Annotated in this window: 13 protein-coding genes; 7 read left to right on the top strand and 6 right to left on the bottom strand. The window is 39.3% G+C overall.

The window, feature by feature from the left end:
• Positions 1 to 296: 296 nt before the first annotated feature.
• The 3 genes from PBF_RS16010 to PBF_RS24955 form a co-directional block, all read right to left on the bottom strand.
• Positions 297 to 1,505, bottom strand: a complete 1,209-nt coding sequence (locus PBF_RS16010; RefSeq protein WP_035330952.1) for a C40 family peptidase — start codon at positions 1,503 to 1,505, stop codon at positions 297 to 299.
• A gap of 1,201 nt (positions 1,506 to 2,706) precedes the next feature.
• Positions 2,707 to 2,913 carry a hypothetical protein gene (locus tag PBF_RS16005; protein WP_035330950.1) on the bottom strand — a complete coding sequence of 69 codons (207 nt, stop codon included), beginning with the start codon at positions 2,911 to 2,913 and terminating at the stop codon, positions 2,707 to 2,709.
• A 168-nt stretch (positions 2,914 to 3,081) separates the two neighbouring features.
• Entirely contained in the window at positions 3,082 to 4,218 is a 1,137-nt protein-coding gene (locus PBF_RS24955; RefSeq protein ID WP_051488902.1) for a diguanylate cyclase, read from the bottom strand.
• A gap of 319 nt (positions 4,219 to 4,537) precedes the next feature.
• Here PBF_RS24955 and PBF_RS15995 point away from each other — a divergent pair, with 319 nt between their 5' ends.
• The 3 genes from PBF_RS15995 to PBF_RS15985 all read left to right on the top strand — a co-directional run bounded on the left by PBF_RS15995 (position 4,538) and on the right by PBF_RS15985 (position 8,522).
• Positions 4,538 to 5,764 carry an ATP-binding protein gene (locus PBF_RS15995; RefSeq protein ID WP_035330949.1) on the top strand — a complete coding sequence of 409 codons (1,227 nt, stop codon included), beginning with the start codon at positions 4,538 to 4,540 and terminating at the stop codon, positions 5,762 to 5,764.
• A 241-nt stretch (positions 5,765 to 6,005) separates the two neighbouring features.
• Positions 6,006 to 7,460 carry a serine hydrolase gene (locus PBF_RS24950; RefSeq protein WP_051488901.1) on the top strand — a complete coding sequence of 485 codons (1,455 nt, stop codon included), beginning with the start codon at positions 6,006 to 6,008 and terminating at the stop codon, positions 7,458 to 7,460.
• Between the two features lie 111 nt (positions 7,461 to 7,571).
• Positions 7,572 to 8,522 carry a DUF3298 and DUF4163 domain-containing protein gene (locus PBF_RS15985; protein ID WP_035330948.1) on the top strand — a complete coding sequence of 317 codons (951 nt, stop codon included), beginning with the start codon at positions 7,572 to 7,574 and terminating at the stop codon, positions 8,520 to 8,522.
• Between the two features lie 41 nt (positions 8,523 to 8,563).
• On the opposite strand, the gene PBF_RS15980 is transcribed toward PBF_RS15985, so the two are convergent.
• The 3 genes from PBF_RS15980 to PBF_RS15975 all read right to left on the bottom strand — a co-directional run bounded on the left by PBF_RS15980 (position 8,564) and on the right by PBF_RS15975 (position 11,991).
• Positions 8,564 to 9,673 (bottom strand): acyltransferase, encoded by a 1,110-nt coding sequence (locus PBF_RS15980; RefSeq protein WP_035330947.1) that lies wholly within the window; start codon positions 9,671 to 9,673, stop codon positions 8,564 to 8,566.
• Positions 9,674 to 9,833: 160 nt separating this feature from the next.
• Complete coding sequence (locus PBF_RS26170; protein WP_160169263.1) at positions 9,834 to 9,983, bottom strand: hypothetical protein; 150 nt, start codon at positions 9,981 to 9,983, stop codon at positions 9,834 to 9,836.
• A gap of 142 nt (positions 9,984 to 10,125) precedes the next feature.
• Positions 10,126 to 11,991 carry an LTA synthase family protein gene (locus tag PBF_RS15975; protein ID WP_035330946.1) on the bottom strand — a complete coding sequence of 622 codons (1,866 nt, stop codon included), beginning with the start codon at positions 11,989 to 11,991 and terminating at the stop codon, positions 10,126 to 10,128.
• Between the two features lie 210 nt (positions 11,992 to 12,201).
• On the opposite strand from PBF_RS15975, the gene PBF_RS15970 reads away from it, so the two are divergent.
• The 4 genes from PBF_RS15970 (at position 12,202) to PBF_RS15955 (ending at position 17,010) form a co-directional block, all read left to right on the top strand.
• Positions 12,202 to 14,055 carry a bifunctional metallophosphatase/5'-nucleotidase gene (locus PBF_RS15970; protein WP_035330945.1) on the top strand — a complete coding sequence of 618 codons (1,854 nt, stop codon included), beginning with the start codon at positions 12,202 to 12,204 and terminating at the stop codon, positions 14,053 to 14,055.
• Between the two features lie 132 nt (positions 14,056 to 14,187).
• A complete protein-coding gene (locus PBF_RS15965; RefSeq protein WP_035330944.1) occupies positions 14,188 to 14,982 on the top strand; it encodes a DUF4309 domain-containing protein in 795 nt (264 codons plus the stop codon).
• A 146-nt stretch (positions 14,983 to 15,128) separates the two neighbouring features.
• Entirely contained in the window at positions 15,129 to 15,791 is a 663-nt protein-coding gene (locus PBF_RS15960) for a hypothetical protein (protein ID WP_035330943.1), read from the top strand.
• Positions 15,792 to 15,804: 13 nt separating this feature from the next.
• Entirely contained in the window at positions 15,805 to 17,010 is a 1,206-nt protein-coding gene (locus tag PBF_RS15955) for an efflux RND transporter periplasmic adaptor subunit (protein WP_152539690.1), read from the top strand.
• Positions 17,011 to 17,340: the final 330 nt, after the last annotated feature.

Here is a 17,340-nt window from a genome sequence, read left to right as displayed (position 1 = left end):
AAGACTGCCTGGTGATTATAGGCAGTCTTCTTTGGCTTTTATCGAAGTCTAACGGGCAGTAACCCCCCACATCAAGATTCAGAGAAATCAAAGGAGGATAAGTGGGGGTCAAACTGCCCGTAAAGGCCGATTGGTGAGATACAGTGAAACTTGCCGACGCGCAGGCAGAGGCTTAGTTGAACCAATCGGGATCGTAGTGTCGATTGATCTAAGCGCTAGCGGAGATCTTAGCGACACTAGAACGTGACTAACAATCAGTGGGGGATAAGGAACCCCCCACTGATTGAAGTTTCATTTTATTGAAAAAGAGAGGCGCTGTCTCCGTAACTGTGAAACTTCTTAGTGAAAAAGGATGATGATAGATGAGAGATATGCACTCCGGCTCTCTCTGTCGTATTAATGAAATAGCCATTTCCGAGATAGATGCCCATATGGGTAACTCCTGTGCGGGTGCCTGTATTTTCAAAAAATACAAGGTCTCCAGTTTTCGGCTCTGAAATTACTTCCAGCAAACTTGAGTAGGATGCCGCAGATTTACGGCTGATTGCCAGATCATGCTGTTTCATAACATAATAAACGAGTCCGCTGCAGTCAAAGCCTTCTTCAGGGCTTTCTTCGCTCCATACATATTCATAGCCTCTGAATGTATAGGCATACTTGATAACATCAATGGCTTTGTTATAAGCAGCATCCTTTTCAGAATAGAAAGGAAATAGCGGTTCATTGTATACCTGTAAAAATTGTCCTTCAAGGATGGTGTCAGACGGAAGTCCATTTAGTTTTTTCAGTGCAGATGGTGTTTTATTGTATGTCGCGGCAACACTTTTTAGGGTATCACCCTTTTGGACCACATGCTCTCCTTTAGGAGTAAAGGTTTTAAAGACATAACTGTAATCTTTGAACCACTTGTCAGTTACTGATTTTACTTTAACGGAAGAAGATCCATATCCGGAATGGACAAATTGCTTATCACCGAGGTATATTCCGCCCGTCAGCACTTCTGTTACTTTTCCGGTCTTATCTTTTTTTACAAAAAATATAAGATCTCCGGCTTTTGGTGAGTCCGTTTCCATCCCCAGCTTATAAAATCCGTCAATGGTCGTGCGATCCAAAGGGATCCCTTGCTGTGACAGTGTCCAATAAATAAGGCCGCTGGAATCAAACCCTTTTTCTGGTGACTCTTCTCCCATTTCCTTCTTAAATCCGTCAAATGTTTTGGCATAGCTCGCAATTTGCCTGCCTCGCTCATACCATTGGTATTGGGCGCTTTTATATGTGGCAGAATTGATTTGCAGTTTCTGGCCAGGATATAATTTTTCATCAGGCAATCCATTGTGCTTCAAAAGTTGGGCAGGCGATATCTTATATTTGGCAGCAATGGATTTAACCGTATCATTTGACGAAACTGTATGAACTTTACTGGCTGCCTGTGTGCTTGGCAGGAAAAAGAAGGCTGTGATCAGCAGGGCGATCACTGCAAATGAGCAGATGCGTATTTTTTTCATGTCGACAACTCCCTGTACTTGTTGATGAACCTCATGCTTAATAAAGATGCCGTTTGGATATGCAAAGCAATTCTCCCAGTAACACGGAACATGCTAAAAAGTCTCCGGGTTAGGAAAAGCGAAAGTCTTCTTACCCTCCTCTTTGTATGACTTAAAAATCAGTGCTATGGTCTTACTAATGTTATCGGAGGAGTTACCTATATTTTTAGTAGTTATTGGTATAGAAGGGAAGAAAATTTGAAAATATATAGGCTGCTTGAGGCAAACGTAGTAGAGCTGTGTTTTGTGCGGAAAATTATTAATCAATCAAACGTTTGATTGAATTATGGTGAATTGCAAATAGAACGTGGAAAGTGCAATTAGATCTGGAGAATCTGGCAAATAGATTGGAATCTGCAAATAGACCAGGGGAATCCGCAAATAGAACAGAGGGATCTGCAAATAGATCTGGAGAATCTGCAAATAGATAGGAATTTGCAAATAGACCAGGGAATCTGCAAATAGAACGGGGAAAGTGCAAATAGATTGGAGAAATCTGCAAATAGAACGGGGAATCCGCAAATAGAACAGAGGAATCTGCAAATAGAACGGGGAATCCGCAAATAGAACGGGGAATCCGCAAATAGAACAGAGGGATCTGCAAATAGAACGGGGAATCTGCAAATAGACAAGGGGAATCCGCAAATAGATCTGGAGAATCTGGCAAATAGATGGGAATCTGCAAATAGACAAGGGGAATCTGCAAATAGACAAGGGGAATCTGCAAATAGATAGGGAATCTGCAAATAGAACAGAGGGATCTGCAAATAGATAGGGGAAATCTGCAAAATAGAACAGAGGGATCTGCAAATAGATCTGGAGAATCTGGCAAATAGATGGGAATCTGCAAATAGACAAGGGGAATCTGCAAATAGATCTGGAGAATTTGCAAATAGAACGGGGAATCCGCAAATAGAACGGGAAATCTGTAAATAGACCAGGGAAATCCACAAATAGACAAGCAAAATCCGCAAATAGACCAGGCTTTTCACCTGAGCGGAGCGGGCTTGCCCAAGTGCCAGGCAATAACAGCGCGGGCCGCTGTAGGTTTATGAGCTAAAACTGTAAGATAGTGAAATTCAGCGGGACAGGCGGAAGGTCCTGTCCCGTGGAAAGGATAATCGGCGGATTACCGGTGCTTAATGAAGTGGTATGGAGCATGCTATAAAAGGGTTTTAATAGAAGAGAGTTCAGAAATCTCCAAGGTTTCAATCCGTTTTTCTTCATCTATATATAAGGATATGCATTGTTCCTTTTCATCGTAGTTAATGAGTCTGCCTACTAAGATTTTTTTTTCAGTGCTTTTGACGACCAGCACTTCATTTTGTTCAATCCACTCTTTGTAATAATCTGCTAATTCATTTGTCATCTATATTTCTCCCTTTACTATTCTACTGTTTTTATTTTTTGTCATCTTGTGCATCTCTAGGGAGTAATAAAAAACAAAACCGTTTTCCATCATACTAAAAGAAAAAATGGTTTTCAATTATTTTGCACTTATCCTCCGATAAAAAAAGGGCAGGAAACCTCCCTGCCCCTAAATCGGTTGTATATGGCACTGATTCCGGCCATTTTCCTTGCTTTTGTATAGCATATCATCGGCCATCTGTGTGAGATTCTGAGGCAGCATATCCGCGGCTGGCTTCCCGATTGCTCCGCCAAGGCTAATGGTTAGTACCTTATAAGGAGACTGGCTGTGTTCAATTGAGAGGGTCATTATTTTGTCATTTAAAGTTTGCCCAAGTGATTGCATGCGGGCTTTAGTTGCTTTTGGCATGATGATCATGAATTCTTCTCCGCCATATCTGCCGGCAAAGCACTTTTGCATTTTTGCTGTTTTATGTAAGGTTTCCGCAACTTTTGCAAGCACGTCATCTCCAAGGATATGTCCATATTCATCATTATACTTTTTAAAAAAATCAATATCCAAAAGGATAATGCCGAGGTTTCCTTTACTTGCCAGATGCTTTTTCCATTGTTTTTGAAGCTGATGATCCAAAGACCGCCGATTTGGAATTTTTGTAAGTCCATCCAGGGATGCAAGCATCATAAAATGTTCAGCTTTTGAAGATTTGCGGTAGGTGGACAATAGAAGAATTACCGATACGCCGGCAATAATAATAGCAAAAATTAAAAAGTATTTCGCTCTTTGGCTCGCACTTTTCTGATGTTCCATTGCTAGTTCCATTTCCCCGGTCACCAGGTTTAGCAGCTCTTCATGCTGAATGCGATAAATGTCCATTTCTTTCTTGGATGCCAGAATGCTGATCCCAAAATCTGATGGAGCAGCACTGACTGCGTTGATCTCATTTTCAAAAGCAGATTGTATCTTCTTGATCTGCGGCAAAGAATGGGTATGGAAATAATCTGAAATAGCCGGGTAGTCCTTGCTCAGGACTTTTATTTGAGCTATGTTCCAGTCAAGTCTTTCTCTCCCTGCATTATACGGATCAAGAAATTTGATGTCTTCTGAATAAATGTATCCCCTCATTCCTGTTTCCTGGTTTAATAGATTTTTGAATATATTTCCGATCGTCATTTCTAAAGGAATTAACCGATTAATGAATCGATCAGACTGGTTCTCCAGACTTTGAAAAGCATAATAGTTCCAAATGCTTGAAGCCAATAGGGATAAAACTACAAAACCAAACAGGGCATTCTGATAAATCTTCATTTTTTTGACCTTCTCCATGCAGATTTTAAAATTTATTATACGAAGCCGGTTGGGTATATTTACCCAAAAAATCTCTTCCGTAAACTAATAATATATGGATAAACAGCAAAGAAGATTGTAAAGTCTTAAAAGGCTTTAAATCCTGTCTAATATGTCTTAAAACGTATTTTAAATGTCCTTAAACCGGCTTGATAGAAGCATCATGGAGAAACATTTAATTAGTTCTTTTGATATAATAAATATATCAAAATATTACCAAATCTTTTAAAAGGATTTTAAATTTATAGTAGTATTTTTTTACTATCCAGGCGGTGATTAGATGATTCAATGTGATTCATGTCCAATTAATGCAGATTGTGATAACTGTTTAGAGCTGATCGAAGGCGGATCCCTGCGGCGGAAGCTAGATCCTCCGACTAGAGTTCAGCTGGTTGACTTGGATAATAAGGAAGAATACTCAGGTTTGCTTTGCGGAATCAGCCGTGTAGGATTGCTCGTTGAAACTTCTGCACCCCGCCGTGAATATTCCCTTGAAATTGGAGACGTAAAGGTCCATGTTTCGCCAGTGTATCATAAGGATTTCGAAAATTTAATTGCTTTTGACATTATTAAAGTTGTGAGAGAGACAGAATCGGATAATCGGCTTTCAAGAGATGAATATGAATTTTTATATATGGATAAAAAGGATGTCATCAACAGCCTGACAGAACATTTACAGGATGATATTAAAGAAAAGCTGAGGGAAGACCTGCATAATGAGCTTTTAAAATCAGAGCTTTTGGACCGTTTAGTCGTCGGCTCAACATTTAAATATGAGAAAGGCCGCCTGAAACAGATGAGCGGCGGGCCGTTTACCTATCTTAACGAACCGGAAATGATTTCTTTAATGGAGAAAGCCATTAAGGCCAACAAACCGGAAAGAGAACTTATAATAGATGCAGACAACGAAAGATATATCGATATTCACTCCATTCCCTTGGGATTTCAGACAGGTGGATTTCTTTCATTTGATGTAACGGAAGTCGTCCAAAGAGAAAAACAGCTCCTTCTCAAACAATGGGAGACCTACAAAGAAGTAATCCGCTCTATTACAAAAGGAAAAATGATTTTAACAAACGACCAGGAAATTAATGAACTTTTACATAACTACCGGAAGAAGAGCGTCTTTGAACTGGTTGAATTAAAGCAGCTGCAATATATGAGGCAGGATATCAAAAGAGATTTAACAGAGGAAGGAATTGCGGAAGACAGGCATCTCCAGATTACACTCGCGATCCAGGAAGCTGCTACAAATGCCCTCAAACATGCTGCAAAGGGAACAATGGAAACATGGTGCTCAGACCAGCACATCATCTTTTTGATAGATGACCGAGGATCAGGAATCCAATTGAATGATCTGCCCAAGGCCACATTAATCCAGGGGTTTTCCACCACCTCGACTCTTGGCCAGGGTTTTCACCTGATGTCACGTTTTAGCGACAGAGTGTATATTAAAAGTGATGCCAAAGGTACAAGGATCGGTCTGGTTTTTAATAAGAAGGAATAAATAATGATGGATAGCCTCTATGGTTCAAAAAATCAATCAAACGTTTGATTGATTTTTTTGTTTTTCTATAATCTTCAATAAAGTTAATGAAGGAGGCGGTGAGCATAAGAGATAGAACATTAATTCAATACAAAGACTTTATACCGTTGACTCAGTGAATCCTTTGAACTTAAATTAATTATAGAAAACTTTTCCATTTTATAGTTTAATAGAACTAAAAAGTATAGAGCGGAGAGAGGAAATGAAGAAGTCAGCTTGTTTTTTACTGGCATTCATGCTGTTTTTTCAAAGCATGGGTGCTTTTGAGGCTAAAGCCGCAGGCACGCTTGAATCTTATGTTAAGCCGTCAATTAAAGCGTATCCCAATATTTCAATCTATTATGAGAACTTGAGCACAGGGGAGACGTATTCCTATAATTCTTCTAAAATAAGGCCTGCGGCGAGTACAATAAAGCTTCCGTTAGCCTTGTTTGTTTATGATTTGGCTTCCAAAGGAAAAATTAATTTAAGTGAAAAGCTTACATATCGTTCCCATCACTACTACGGAGGAAGCGGTGTCATCCAAAAGGACCGGGTGGGGACTTCTTATACGATTCGCGATTTGCTGGAAAAGTGTATCGTGTACTCTGATAATATAGCCTTCATTATGCTGCGTGAAAAAGTTGGTAAAAGCAATTTTATTAATTATGCAAAGTCATTGGGAGGTAAAACGGTTTATCCTGCCGGGATGAATGTCACTACGGCTAACGATTTATCTGTCTATTTAAAGCATGTGTGGAATTTTGCTGGGAAGAACCCGCAGTATGGAAATGAGCTATTGAATCTGCTTGCAAATACAGTGTATAAAGAAACAATTGCTCCCGGCCTTGCTTCAAAGAAAGTCGCCCATAAGGTAGGCTACATTCCCAAGGATTTAATCTATAATGATGCTGCTATTATTATGGATGATCAGCCATATATTCTCGTTATCATGACAACCGGAATTCCAGTAAAAAAAGATGTTAAGTTCATATCTTCGCTGGCAGGCAAGGTGCATACCTATCATATTAATTCATCTGTCAATCTATTTTTGAAGCATCTTGCTGATGCGGAAAGAGCAAGCTCGGCACTTCATAGACAAATCTATGTGGATTATGAAGGAAAAGCAACTGTTAAGCCCTATGCGGCTTATAATCAAACCGGAAATAGCCTGATTCAGGCAAAGAAAGCTTATGCTGATTTATCTGAAACCCATAAAAAAGCCTATTCGCCAAAACTTAAGAATATAGAACTTACCAGAGAGCGTGCTATGAACTTTATAGATGGCATAACTGCCGGAGAAAAACTTACCGTGAAGCAGCGGGAACTTGAATCTCACAAGAGGGCAGGGGACCTGGATAAGATGGAAGCCTCTTATCACTCATTGTCTTCTCTGATCAAGAGGCAGGCTCAGTATTTATATAGGGTGCATGGAAAAACAACTCGGGACGCGGTTCTTAAGCAGTATAAAGACCCATCGGAAAAAATACTTGAGGAAACCAGGATGGCTGTCACACTAAATATGGTCCTGGATCAGATCAAAGTGGATCACACTGCGCAAAATCAATCAGGTGCTGAAAAAGGGATACTATATTTTGAGTCAAATCTGTCAAAGGTTTCTGATCCTGTTGTAATAAAAGCTTTGCAGAATAAATACAATGAATTATATGTTCAATAAATGGGTGAATAGTGAATATTATTTGAAAAATAAACTGATTTCTAATAGTTCTATATACCTATTGTGTGATATCCTAAAAAGGAATTAATTTCTAATTTCTGGAGGTATCCGATGAAAAAAGCCAAAATAGCTGTTATGGTATTAGCTTCATTCTTACTTTTTTTCATTTCTATTCCCAGCGGGGCAAGTGCCAAGGTAATGTGGGATGGAGCAGAGCTGAAAAAAGGCCAGATTGGGAGATTGACAGTTTTAAAGAACACGGAGTTATACAAATGGGATGGATCTAAAAAGACTCCGTCCAGAACACTGAAGGCAGGAGAAAATTATAGAATTTATACGTTCCTTCCAGGAAAGCTTGGATTAGGCGGCGGCTATTATATAGACCGCGATAACAAAGTGAAATATGAAACACCATCCAAGGTGAAGCTTCAGGCATTGGGTGTTAACTTCACGAACAAGAAAATTGGGGATTTCACTTATCCGCAAATAAGCAGTTTAGTGGATAATGCCGCAAAAGAGCGTATTAATGCGATTATTAAGAGTCATTTTGAAGGGTCTTATGAGAATGCTCAAAATCTCGAGGATGAAGAGGAAGAGCATCGATGGGATTATTACTATGACTATGGCTACCACGTGCCAGAAGATGAAGACTGGATGTACAGCTACGATTATGATGTATCTTATAAGGTGAAATATAACGAAAATAACCTTCTGAGCATTTTAGTTTACGATTATATGTACACAGGCGGAGTTCATGGAATGTCAACGGTAACCTCGTATAATTTTGACCTGATGAAAGGTGTTGAGCTGCAGTTGTCTGATGTCGCAAAAACGAGCACCGCAAGAGGCAAGATTAAGAAGTATGCCATCACTGACTTGAAGAATCGTGCTGCCAGAGGGGAAATGATTTTCCCGGAATATTTGGATGAAATCACGATAGATAATGAACGTCCTTTCTATTTCACAGGAAGCGGTATTGCGATCAAATTCTTTGAATATGAAGTCGCGCCATATGCTGCCGGTATGCCGGAAGTAAAAGTGCCAAACAAAATTTTCAGATAAGCAAAAGCCCTAATTCCATTTGAGGATTAGGGCTTTTATGATCATGCCGTATTCGATTCTGCTTCCAGTTTCTTCAGTCGTTTTACCTTTTCAGGCTTTTTATCCTTAACTTTAGGCACTGTAAGCAAATACTGGTTATAAGGCAGAAGCTGTATCAGCTTAACCACTCCAATGGTTCCTGACAGGATCAGTGCAAAAACAAACGGAAAATTAACTGTACTCCAAATACTTTTCGGTGCCAGGGATTGGAATGTTAAAAGAACAAACGGATGGACGAGATAAATGGCCATTGAAAGGCTTCCAATTTTTGAAAGGCATATTTCCAGCCAGTTGATCTTCCTTATATCTTCCCCAATCCCCATCATAAACAGAGTGATAATTGGGATATTAATCATATTAGTAGCCCGGTTTGATGGGATGGATCCGATAATTTTATATTCCACCACAGCCATTACAGTTAAAATCACGACACCCGCACCTAAGAATTTCTTGTTTTTCTTCGAGAACTGGCTAAGCGGTTCCCAATAATAAGCTGTGAATCCCCCGAAAATAAAGAAGAAGATCCAGCTTGGCAAAAAGGCGCGCTGGCTGAGAATGACCTGCCAGATTCCTTCGAACTGTCCCGGGTTATAGACTTTTAATGAATAGATATTAATTAAGATTGCACCTGCTAATAAGAATATCCAGCTCTTTTTTGAACGGAACAGCTGAAGGAGCGGAAACAGCAGGTAAAACTGAAAAACGATTGACATAAAATATAGATGGTAAAAGCTATTGCCGAAAGCAAAGTTGATCAGGAACAGTCTTTTCCCTGATTCAAAAGGATTCGCACCTTGAACGAAATACATAAATAGAAGATAGAAAATGCTCCAAAATATAAAAGGTACACCAATTTTCGTAAAACGGCTCACAGCAAATTTTTTTAGCTTAAAGCCTTTTGTCCGGGTTTGGTAGAAGAGCAGAAATCCGCTGATCAGAGCAAAAATAGGTGTACCGAATCGGCTTATTTGATTGATGAAAAGGGTAAGTTCATTATAAGTTTCGCCGTTCTCAAAGTAGAAGGAGGCTGAAACGTGAACCAATAGTACCCATATGCAGGCAATAGCCCGTAAATAATGAATCTCTTGGATATGTGCTTTTGGTTTACCCATGACTTTCACATCCTTGCAGTAGTAACGGAATTCATTTACCACTACATCGTATATGAAATACAGGGGCCCGTCCGGATTGTTATCGTACTTTAACCATAAAGTAGCGTGTTGTTAATAATACATCCAAAGATAGGGAAATAGTTAAAAAATTTACAGACACTTATATATCAAATGATAATTGGATATACGATTCTTGAGATGGAGCTTGCTCTTCCTGTTTCCGGTTTTTTGAGCGGCTGCTTACTGCCTCCAAAATAAACAATTTGTCCTGAGGGGTTAATAGGCTCCAGCTGCCTGCTTTAATTTTCATTCGAAAAACAACTCCTTTTTATATATTTTTAATCCCAATTTTTAGTTATTACGTATATACCGCCTTTTTAATTGATTAAAACAACAAAAATTCCAACAAATTCTGCGCTGTTATACACAGGTTTTGTTGGAATCCCTCGAAATTATTTAAACAATTCCGCAATTAAATTGTTTTTCAGAAGAAATTCAGAAAGCTGAACATCATTTACTAGCTGATCATACGTTTTTTTACAGGCATTAACGGACACTTTTTCCCCGGTTTTGTTATCTGTGCAAATACCGTCCTGGAATACTCCATTATGTGAAGCGGCATAATCATATGGCCCCGAATAATACGAGTATGGTGTCGTTTCATAAGCAAAACCGGCAAAACCCTCTTTTTTGATATCAAGTGATGCCCCAAGATGTGCAATCGGCTGTTCGGTGCCAATCAGAGATGCAAGAGTAGGAAAGATGTCCAGCTGGCTTCCAATAACCTCATTTTTAACAGCTGTGGTCTGTCCTGGATGGTGAATGATCATCGGGACATTGAATTGCTCTTTCTGATTGAAGCTGATGCCGAGAAGCTGGTCAATCTCATCCTTATCTTTTGGAATAGGCCCGTAATGATCTCCATAGACGACAAAGATCGTATCATCCCATATTTGTTCTTCTTTTAATTTCTCGATAAAGTAACCCATTGACTTGTCAAAATAATGGGTAGCCTGCAGGTAATTTCCTGTTAATGTATCTGTAAATTCTGCAGGAAGGTCCAAAGATTGATATTTACCCGGCAAGTCAAATGGCCGATGATTCGTCAGACTGACTATAAAACTGTAAAATGGCTTTTCTTCTTCCTTATAGATATCTATCATTTGTTTAAACATGCTTCGATCCGAAACGCCCATTCCGATTACTTCATCTTCTTTAATTTTTAGATGTTCAGTACTGTAAAAGTTATCGAAGCCCTGGTTAGGATATGCCAATCTCCGGTTCCAGAATTCAGGTGAATTTCCATGGGCAGCACTCGTTGCGTATCCTTCTTTTTTTAGTACTTGCGGAAGCGAGATGAAATTATTTTTTGGATAAGTTTTATAAACCCCCATATCTGCAATGGGATATAAAGAATTATTTGCAGCAAATTCAGCATCTGACGTATTGCCTCTGCCAATTTGAAGGTAAATATTCGGATAATAGTGGCTGGTGCTGATTAATTCATTCAGATGCGGGGTTATTTCCGCACCATTTACTTTTAAGCCGATTGGAAAATCATTCAGTGATTCAGCCTGCACAACAATAATACTCTTCCCTTTAAACTTTCCGTAATAGGGAGATGTTTTTAGAAGATCCTGTTTTCCTTTGAAATAATCCTTCAAAATCTCCAATTCTGTCTTTTCCTCAGCAGTTATTTCTTTGGCTGCAGCATGGTTATGGTAAGTTCTCGAAAGATCATAGATATGGGCTGGCAGGATACCCGTAAGGGAAACTTTATATTGATCAGAAAAGGTGTCCTTCAGCGGATAAAAGGCCGCAAATAAAATAAAGACAGTGCCGGCAGCAAACATGGCTGATCCGATAAAAGGATTCCTCAGGTTCCGTTCTTTCCGTGAAAAAACATAAAGAGCAAGAAGAGCGGCTGGGATGTCTATCCAATACCAGGTATCACTAACGTAAACAAGTGATGCAATCGAGTCCTTCACATCTCCAAGCTGATTCGCCTGCTGCAATAGCTGGATATGAAGAATGGCATCATAATAACGTTCATACAATACATCTGCATATAAGAGGAAAGAGAGAAGCAGGTAAACAATAAAGGCCAAAACTGCCTGGACTCTTTTTCTGCTGAAGTATATTAATCCTGCCACTGCAAATCCAAGCCCGCAAGAAGATAATAATATCAGTTTCTTATGCGGGTTAAGCTCCAATTCATAAATAAAGTAAAAGGTTTTAAACGCCCAGCATAAGCTGAAAAAACCTGTCAGTAAAGCTAAAGACAGGAGAGCCGGATAATGCTTCTTTATTAACTTCATTTTCCCCCACCCTCAAACGCTTTTTACAAAATCTTAACACTTAATTAACAGAAAATTAATAAAAATAATCTGACACCATTCGTGCGGGGTTTGTCGAATCGATTAAAATAGGACTTTTATACGGTTTTTTTACAAACTAGCAAACAAATCTTAATAGTTTTAATATATAATATTTTTGTAATAATAAACTTTAAATTCAGGAGGTTTATAATGGGAATTTGGAAAAAGGGCTGTATTGCCTTGGTATCTGCCATGGTTATTTCATCCGGGTTCAGCGGGGCATTCACGGTTAATGCTGAAGGGAATGCGGACGCAAATACAAAAAAAATCACTATTCTTCATACCAATGATTCTCATGGCCGTGCTGTTGAAGGCGAATATGATGGCATGGGATTCGCAAAACTATCCACTCTAGTAAAGCAATATGAAAGTAAAAATCCAAATACATTGCTTTTAGATGCTGGGGATACCCTGCACGGGACCACTTTTGCCACACTGAGCAAAGGAGAAAGCATTGTTAATGTGATGAATAAAGTTGGCTATGATGGTATGGCTGCCGGAAACCATGATTTCAACTATGGCTATGAGAGATTAATGGAACTGAAAGACAAAATGCTGTTTCCGCTTTTAAGCGCGAATGTTCGCAAGCAGGATGGAAATCAGCTACTGAAGCCTTATGAAATAAAAGAGGTTGATGGTTTAAAACTGGGGATCTTTGGACTGTCGACACCAGAAACTCATTATAAAACTCATCCAAAAAATGTTGAAGGCTTAACTTTCACTGATCCGGTAAAAGAAGCACAGGCGATGGTGGCGGAACTGAAAGCTCAAAACGTTGATATGATAATTGCGGTAACACATTTAGGAATTGATGAGTCCAGTACAGATACTTCCATTAAAGTGGCAAAGGGCGCCCCTGGGATTGATCTGATTGTTGATGGGCACAGCCACTCTAAGCTGGTTGAAGGCCTGGAGGGTGAAAATGATACACTGATTGTAAGTGCCGGAGAGTATACTAAAAATCTTGGCGTGGTGGAACTGACTTTTGAGAATAATGAACTGAAGAGCAAAACAGCCGGCTTAATTACAAAAGAACAAACTGCAGCAGTTGAAGAAGATCCGGCTGTTAAAGAAGTAATTGATGAAATTCAGACAGCTCAAGAAGAGATTCTGTCTGAAGTCATTGGTGAAACGGCTGTAAAACTCGATGGAGAACGTGAACAAGTCCGTGCAGGAGAGACAAATCTCGGCAACTTGATTACCGATGCGATGGTGGACATGACGGGTGCAGATATGGCTATTACCAACGGCGGCGGAATTCGTGCCTCAATCTCTGAAGGGGAAATTACAAAAGGCGATGTTATTACAGTACTGCCTTTTGGAAACTATATTGTCACAAAAAAGCTGACAGGTGCCCAAATTAAAGCAGGAATTGAGAATGGTGTGAATTCATATCCTGACGCTAAAGGAGCCTTCCCGCATGTTTCGGGTTTGACTTTTGTTATTGATGAATCTAAAGCAGCTGGAAATCGGGTACAGGACATGAAGATCAAAGGTGTGCCTGTCGATATGAACAAAGAATATCTTGTTGCCACAAATGACTTCATGGCAAGCGGCGGTGATGAGTATACCTCATTCAAAGACAGTGCAATTGTTAATGAATTTCCTGCACTCGATGAAGCGCTCATTGCATATATTCAAAAAATCGGCACCGTGAATACAAAAGTTGAAGGGCGTATTACAGCAAAAGCGCCTGAAGAGCCTAAAGAAGATGACAATAAGCCTGCTCCTAAGGTTTATTGGAATGGCGTACTGATGAACAAAGGCCAAATCGGCCGCATTACGGTTCAAAAGCCTATTAACCTATGGAAACGCACAGCTGATAACAAGCTTCAGTTTGTACGTGTGTTAAAGCCTGGTCAGGTTTACCGTGTCTACAACTATGACTACAATTACTTCGGCCAGTATGGAGTCGGGTCCGGACATTACATTACCAATGTGAAAGGGTATGTGAAGTACGAAACTCCGTCTAAAAAGAAACTTGAAGAATTGAATGGAAAATAAATGATAAGGAAGCTGCCAAATAAGGCAGTTTTCTTTTTTTTATAGTAGTATATGCCTGTTTTACAAAATATGGGTTACAATCGTAATATTTTTGTAATATTATTGAAACATAAGTAATGAAGGAGTGGGATAATGAAAAAGACTTTGATTGCAGGCATGATTATGGCTGCTGGTTTTTTTGGTATTATGGGGGATTCTGAGACAGCTTCAGCAGCCTCTAAGGATATAAGGCCATCAGTGATTTGGGATGATGCGAGATTAGTAGAAGGTCAAATTGGCAAGGTGACTATTCTGAAAGATACAAGCCGGCTGATTAAAGAAAGCAACGGAAGTTTTAAGCCGGCCGGCACGTTCAAAAAAGGAAATACATATAGGGTATATTCCTATGAAAAGATCAATGGTGTCTATTTTTATGGCGTAGGTGCCGGTGTTTATGTAAAGAACTCATCTGATGTCTTTTACAAAACTCCTTCGGTTCTAAAGAAACGGCAAATGGCTGATCTGGTCATGATAAAATCAGACCTTCTTACAGATGCGGAGAACGGAAAGCTGAAAGGGCAGGATATTATTATTAAAAGGAATACGATTGACGATGTAAAGAGCAAGCTGGGAGAGCCAACTGATGAAGGGTTGTTTGAAGGCTCAAGGTATTATCAGTACGGAAAGAAATACGTTTATTTTACTGAACTGCCGGACGGAAAAGAAATATTTACTTCTAAGTATTTAGTTGACTCTGTAACCGATATCTCGCCTCTTTATGTAATAAATAGGCTCGGTACTGGCTCCCTTATAAGAGAAGGATTTTTTGAAGAAGACCAGACCTGGAAAATAATCTATAAAATGGGGGACAATCTTGTATACTTTGTTTTCGGTGTAGAGACAGGCAGAGAAAGATTAATATATATACAACTGCAGCAGCAGAATTAGTTCGAATGGGAAAAGTGCCATCAGCGGCACTTTTTCTTTTGCTTGTGAGCAATTGACTAAATTCTAGAAATTCCGACTCTATACTGGCAATTATTACAATCTCTTATATAATAAAAGAAAGTTCATTAACGGAGGAAGAAACAGCCATGTTTTATCATGTTCAGCTTATAAAAGGAATTCTAAGTCCAAATACATACCTTTATCAATTGACAAAAGCAGAGAAAATTACAGGGCTTTATATAAGATTCCTGCTGCTCATGGCTGCCGGAGCGATTTTATATCTGGCGGCAGCTTATACAGGATATGGCATGGATATTGTATCTAATGAAATATCAAATGTATCCCATCAGGAATTGGAAACGAAAAAGCTATTTTTAGGCATTGGGAAAGTATTATGGGGAATCGTTTTTTCTCTGCTGATCTTTTTTGTCCCAGCCATTTTTTATTGGACCACAATGGATACGGAATTTGCGAAATTGCTGGTTATGCAGCTATTTGTGTTAGCGGTTTTATTAATAGAAAAAGCTTTAACGCTTGTTCTTCAGATTAGCTTTGGTCTTGAGAGAGTGTCCTCGCCTTTCAGTTTGGGTGTAATGGTGCAATATTTAACAGATAACCGTTTGCTGATTCAACTGGCCGGCACGATCACACTTTTTCAAATTTGGGTAATTTTCTTCCAATATATGAATCTTAAAGCATTTTCACAGCGAAGCCCAAAATGGATTCTGCTGATCGTGATAATTGTTAATCTGGTTGGATGGATCATGACATCTACCATTTACTATCTTGAATTTGAGAAACTTATATAATGGCGGTGTTATTGTGAAAAGAGCTTGGGTGCTTAGAATCCTGGTTGCGTGTATAGGAATCTTTATTGCTGCAAATCTTTATTTGGCCTTAAAGCCAGGAAGTAAAGTGGATAAGACAGCATACATAGATAAATGGCAGGCCGTTTCGAAGGAGAATCTTATAGATTCCTTTTCGAAAAAAGGTGTGGTATCACCTGCGGAAGAATACCAGGTCTATTATGATGAGAGGCAGGGAGTTTTTAATCAGTTTTTGGTTAAAGAGGGAGATACGATTACACCTGGAACGGGTTTGTTTGAATATCAGCCTGAAGACCTTGATGCCGAAAAAGAAAGACTGAATGCTGAAACAGAAAAGCTTGAAAACCAACTGGATGATTTAGAAGATCATATAGATGATTTAGAAACATACAAAAGAACTCTTATTTTTGCTGAAGAAGAAAAAGACAGTGAAACAGCTGTAACTTCCAGTTTAGACAGAGACATCCATGAAAAGGAGCTGCAAGTCAGCATGCTGGAAAGGGAGCTCGAAATGACTGAAAATCAGCTGGATTATCTGGAAGATCAGCCAGGCAGTGTAACCGTTCAGAGCAATTTTTCAGGAACAATCAGTGAGATTGACCGCTCTCTTGAAAATCCTATTATTACGATTACTTCAGATGCTTCACTGATTAATGGGGAATTAACATTAGATGAGAGAATGGAAACTTCTATGGGCCTTAAAGTATTTGTCTCAGCAAAGGGCTTTAAAGGAGAAGGAAGCATTATTAACCTTGAATCCCTTCCAAAGAGCGGAGCTTCTCTGAATAAGGAAAGCACTTATCCCTTCTCGGTTCAGTTAAATGAGGACGCAACAGAGATCTTAAAGGGGACCCCGGTTCATATCGAAATTGTCACAGACGAGATTGAAGGGGCAGTAACAGTTCCCTCCAAAGTGATTAAAAAAGACAAAGATGCTTCATCTTTATGGGTGATCTCAAATACCGGGAAGCTTGAAAGAAGACAAATAGAGAGCGGACTGCAGGTAAATGGGAGAACAGAAATTAAAGATGGCCTCGAAAAAGGCGAATGGATTATTATGGACAATGGCATCCATAAAGATTTTGATGGAACAGAAGCAGCCACCTCCTTCAAAACAAAACATTTAAGTAAAAAACACCTCAGCAGCCTGAAAAATAAGACAAAATGGAAGTATATCTTAAGAGGATTTGTATCCAGATAATTGGACAACCCCTGGGCTGAATAGCCCGGGGTTTTATTTTGGAGTTTTTTAGCTTAGGCTGTGAGGCATGGAGTTGAAATATGAACCATGCACATAGAATTGGGAAACTTGCAAATAGAGAGGGGGTTCCTGCAAATAGGGAGAGGAAACTTGCAAATAGAAGCGAAATCCTGCAAATAGCCAGGTGAAACTTGCAAATAGGAACGAATTCCGCAAATATGCCGGGGGAACCTGCAAATAGAGAGGGGGTTCCTGCAAATAGGGAGAAGGAACTTGCAAATAGAAAAGAAATTGGTCTTCCGTCAAGAAAGTGGACATTTTAAAATAAGA

The sequence above is a fragment of the Cytobacillus firmus DS1 genome (assembly GCF_000565285.1).
In the GTDB taxonomy this organism is placed as follows: Bacteria; Bacillota; Bacilli; order Bacillales; family Cytobacillaceae; genus Cytobacillus; species Cytobacillus firmus_A.
The sequence above is the reverse complement of the archived record's forward strand: the minus strand, read 5'-3'. Positions and strand labels throughout refer to the sequence as shown.

Excerpts from the sequence above, each read along its gene's own strand:
- PBF_RS24950 (WP_051488901.1), top strand. The coding sequence starts at position 6,006 with ATGAAGAAGTCAGCTTGTTTTTTACTGGCATTCATGCTGTTTTTTCAA.
- PBF_RS24955 (WP_051488902.1), bottom strand. The coding sequence starts at position 4,218 with ATGAAGATTTATCAGAATGCCCTGTTTGGTTTTGTAGTTTTATCCCTA.
- PBF_RS15995 (WP_035330949.1), top strand. The coding sequence starts at position 4,538 with ATGATTCAATGTGATTCATGTCCAATTAATGCAGATTGTGATAACTGT.
- PBF_RS15960 (WP_035330943.1), top strand. The coding sequence starts at position 15,129 with ATGTTTTATCATGTTCAGCTTATAAAAGGAATTCTAAGTCCAAATACA.
- PBF_RS15985 (WP_035330948.1), top strand. The coding sequence starts at position 7,572 with ATGAAAAAAGCCAAAATAGCTGTTATGGTATTAGCTTCATTCTTACTT.
- PBF_RS15980 (WP_035330947.1), bottom strand. The coding sequence starts at position 9,673 with ATGGGTAAACCAAAAGCACATATCCAAGAGATTCATTATTTACGGGCT.
- PBF_RS26170 (WP_160169263.1), bottom strand. The coding sequence starts at position 9,983 with ATGAAAATTAAAGCAGGCAGCTGGAGCCTATTAACCCCTCAGGACAAA.
- PBF_RS15975 (WP_035330946.1), bottom strand. The coding sequence starts at position 11,991 with ATGAAGTTAATAAAGAAGCATTATCCGGCTCTCCTGTCTTTAGCTTTA.
- PBF_RS15970 (WP_035330945.1), top strand. The coding sequence starts at position 12,202 with ATGGGAATTTGGAAAAAGGGCTGTATTGCCTTGGTATCTGCCATGGTT.
- PBF_RS16005 (WP_035330950.1), bottom strand. The coding sequence starts at position 2,913 with ATGACAAATGAATTAGCAGATTATTACAAAGAGTGGATTGAACAAAAT.
- PBF_RS16010 (WP_035330952.1), bottom strand. The coding sequence starts at position 1,505 with ATGAAAAAAATACGCATCTGCTCATTTGCAGTGATCGCCCTGCTGATC.
- PBF_RS15965 (WP_035330944.1), top strand. The coding sequence starts at position 14,188 with ATGAAAAAGACTTTGATTGCAGGCATGATTATGGCTGCTGGTTTTTTT.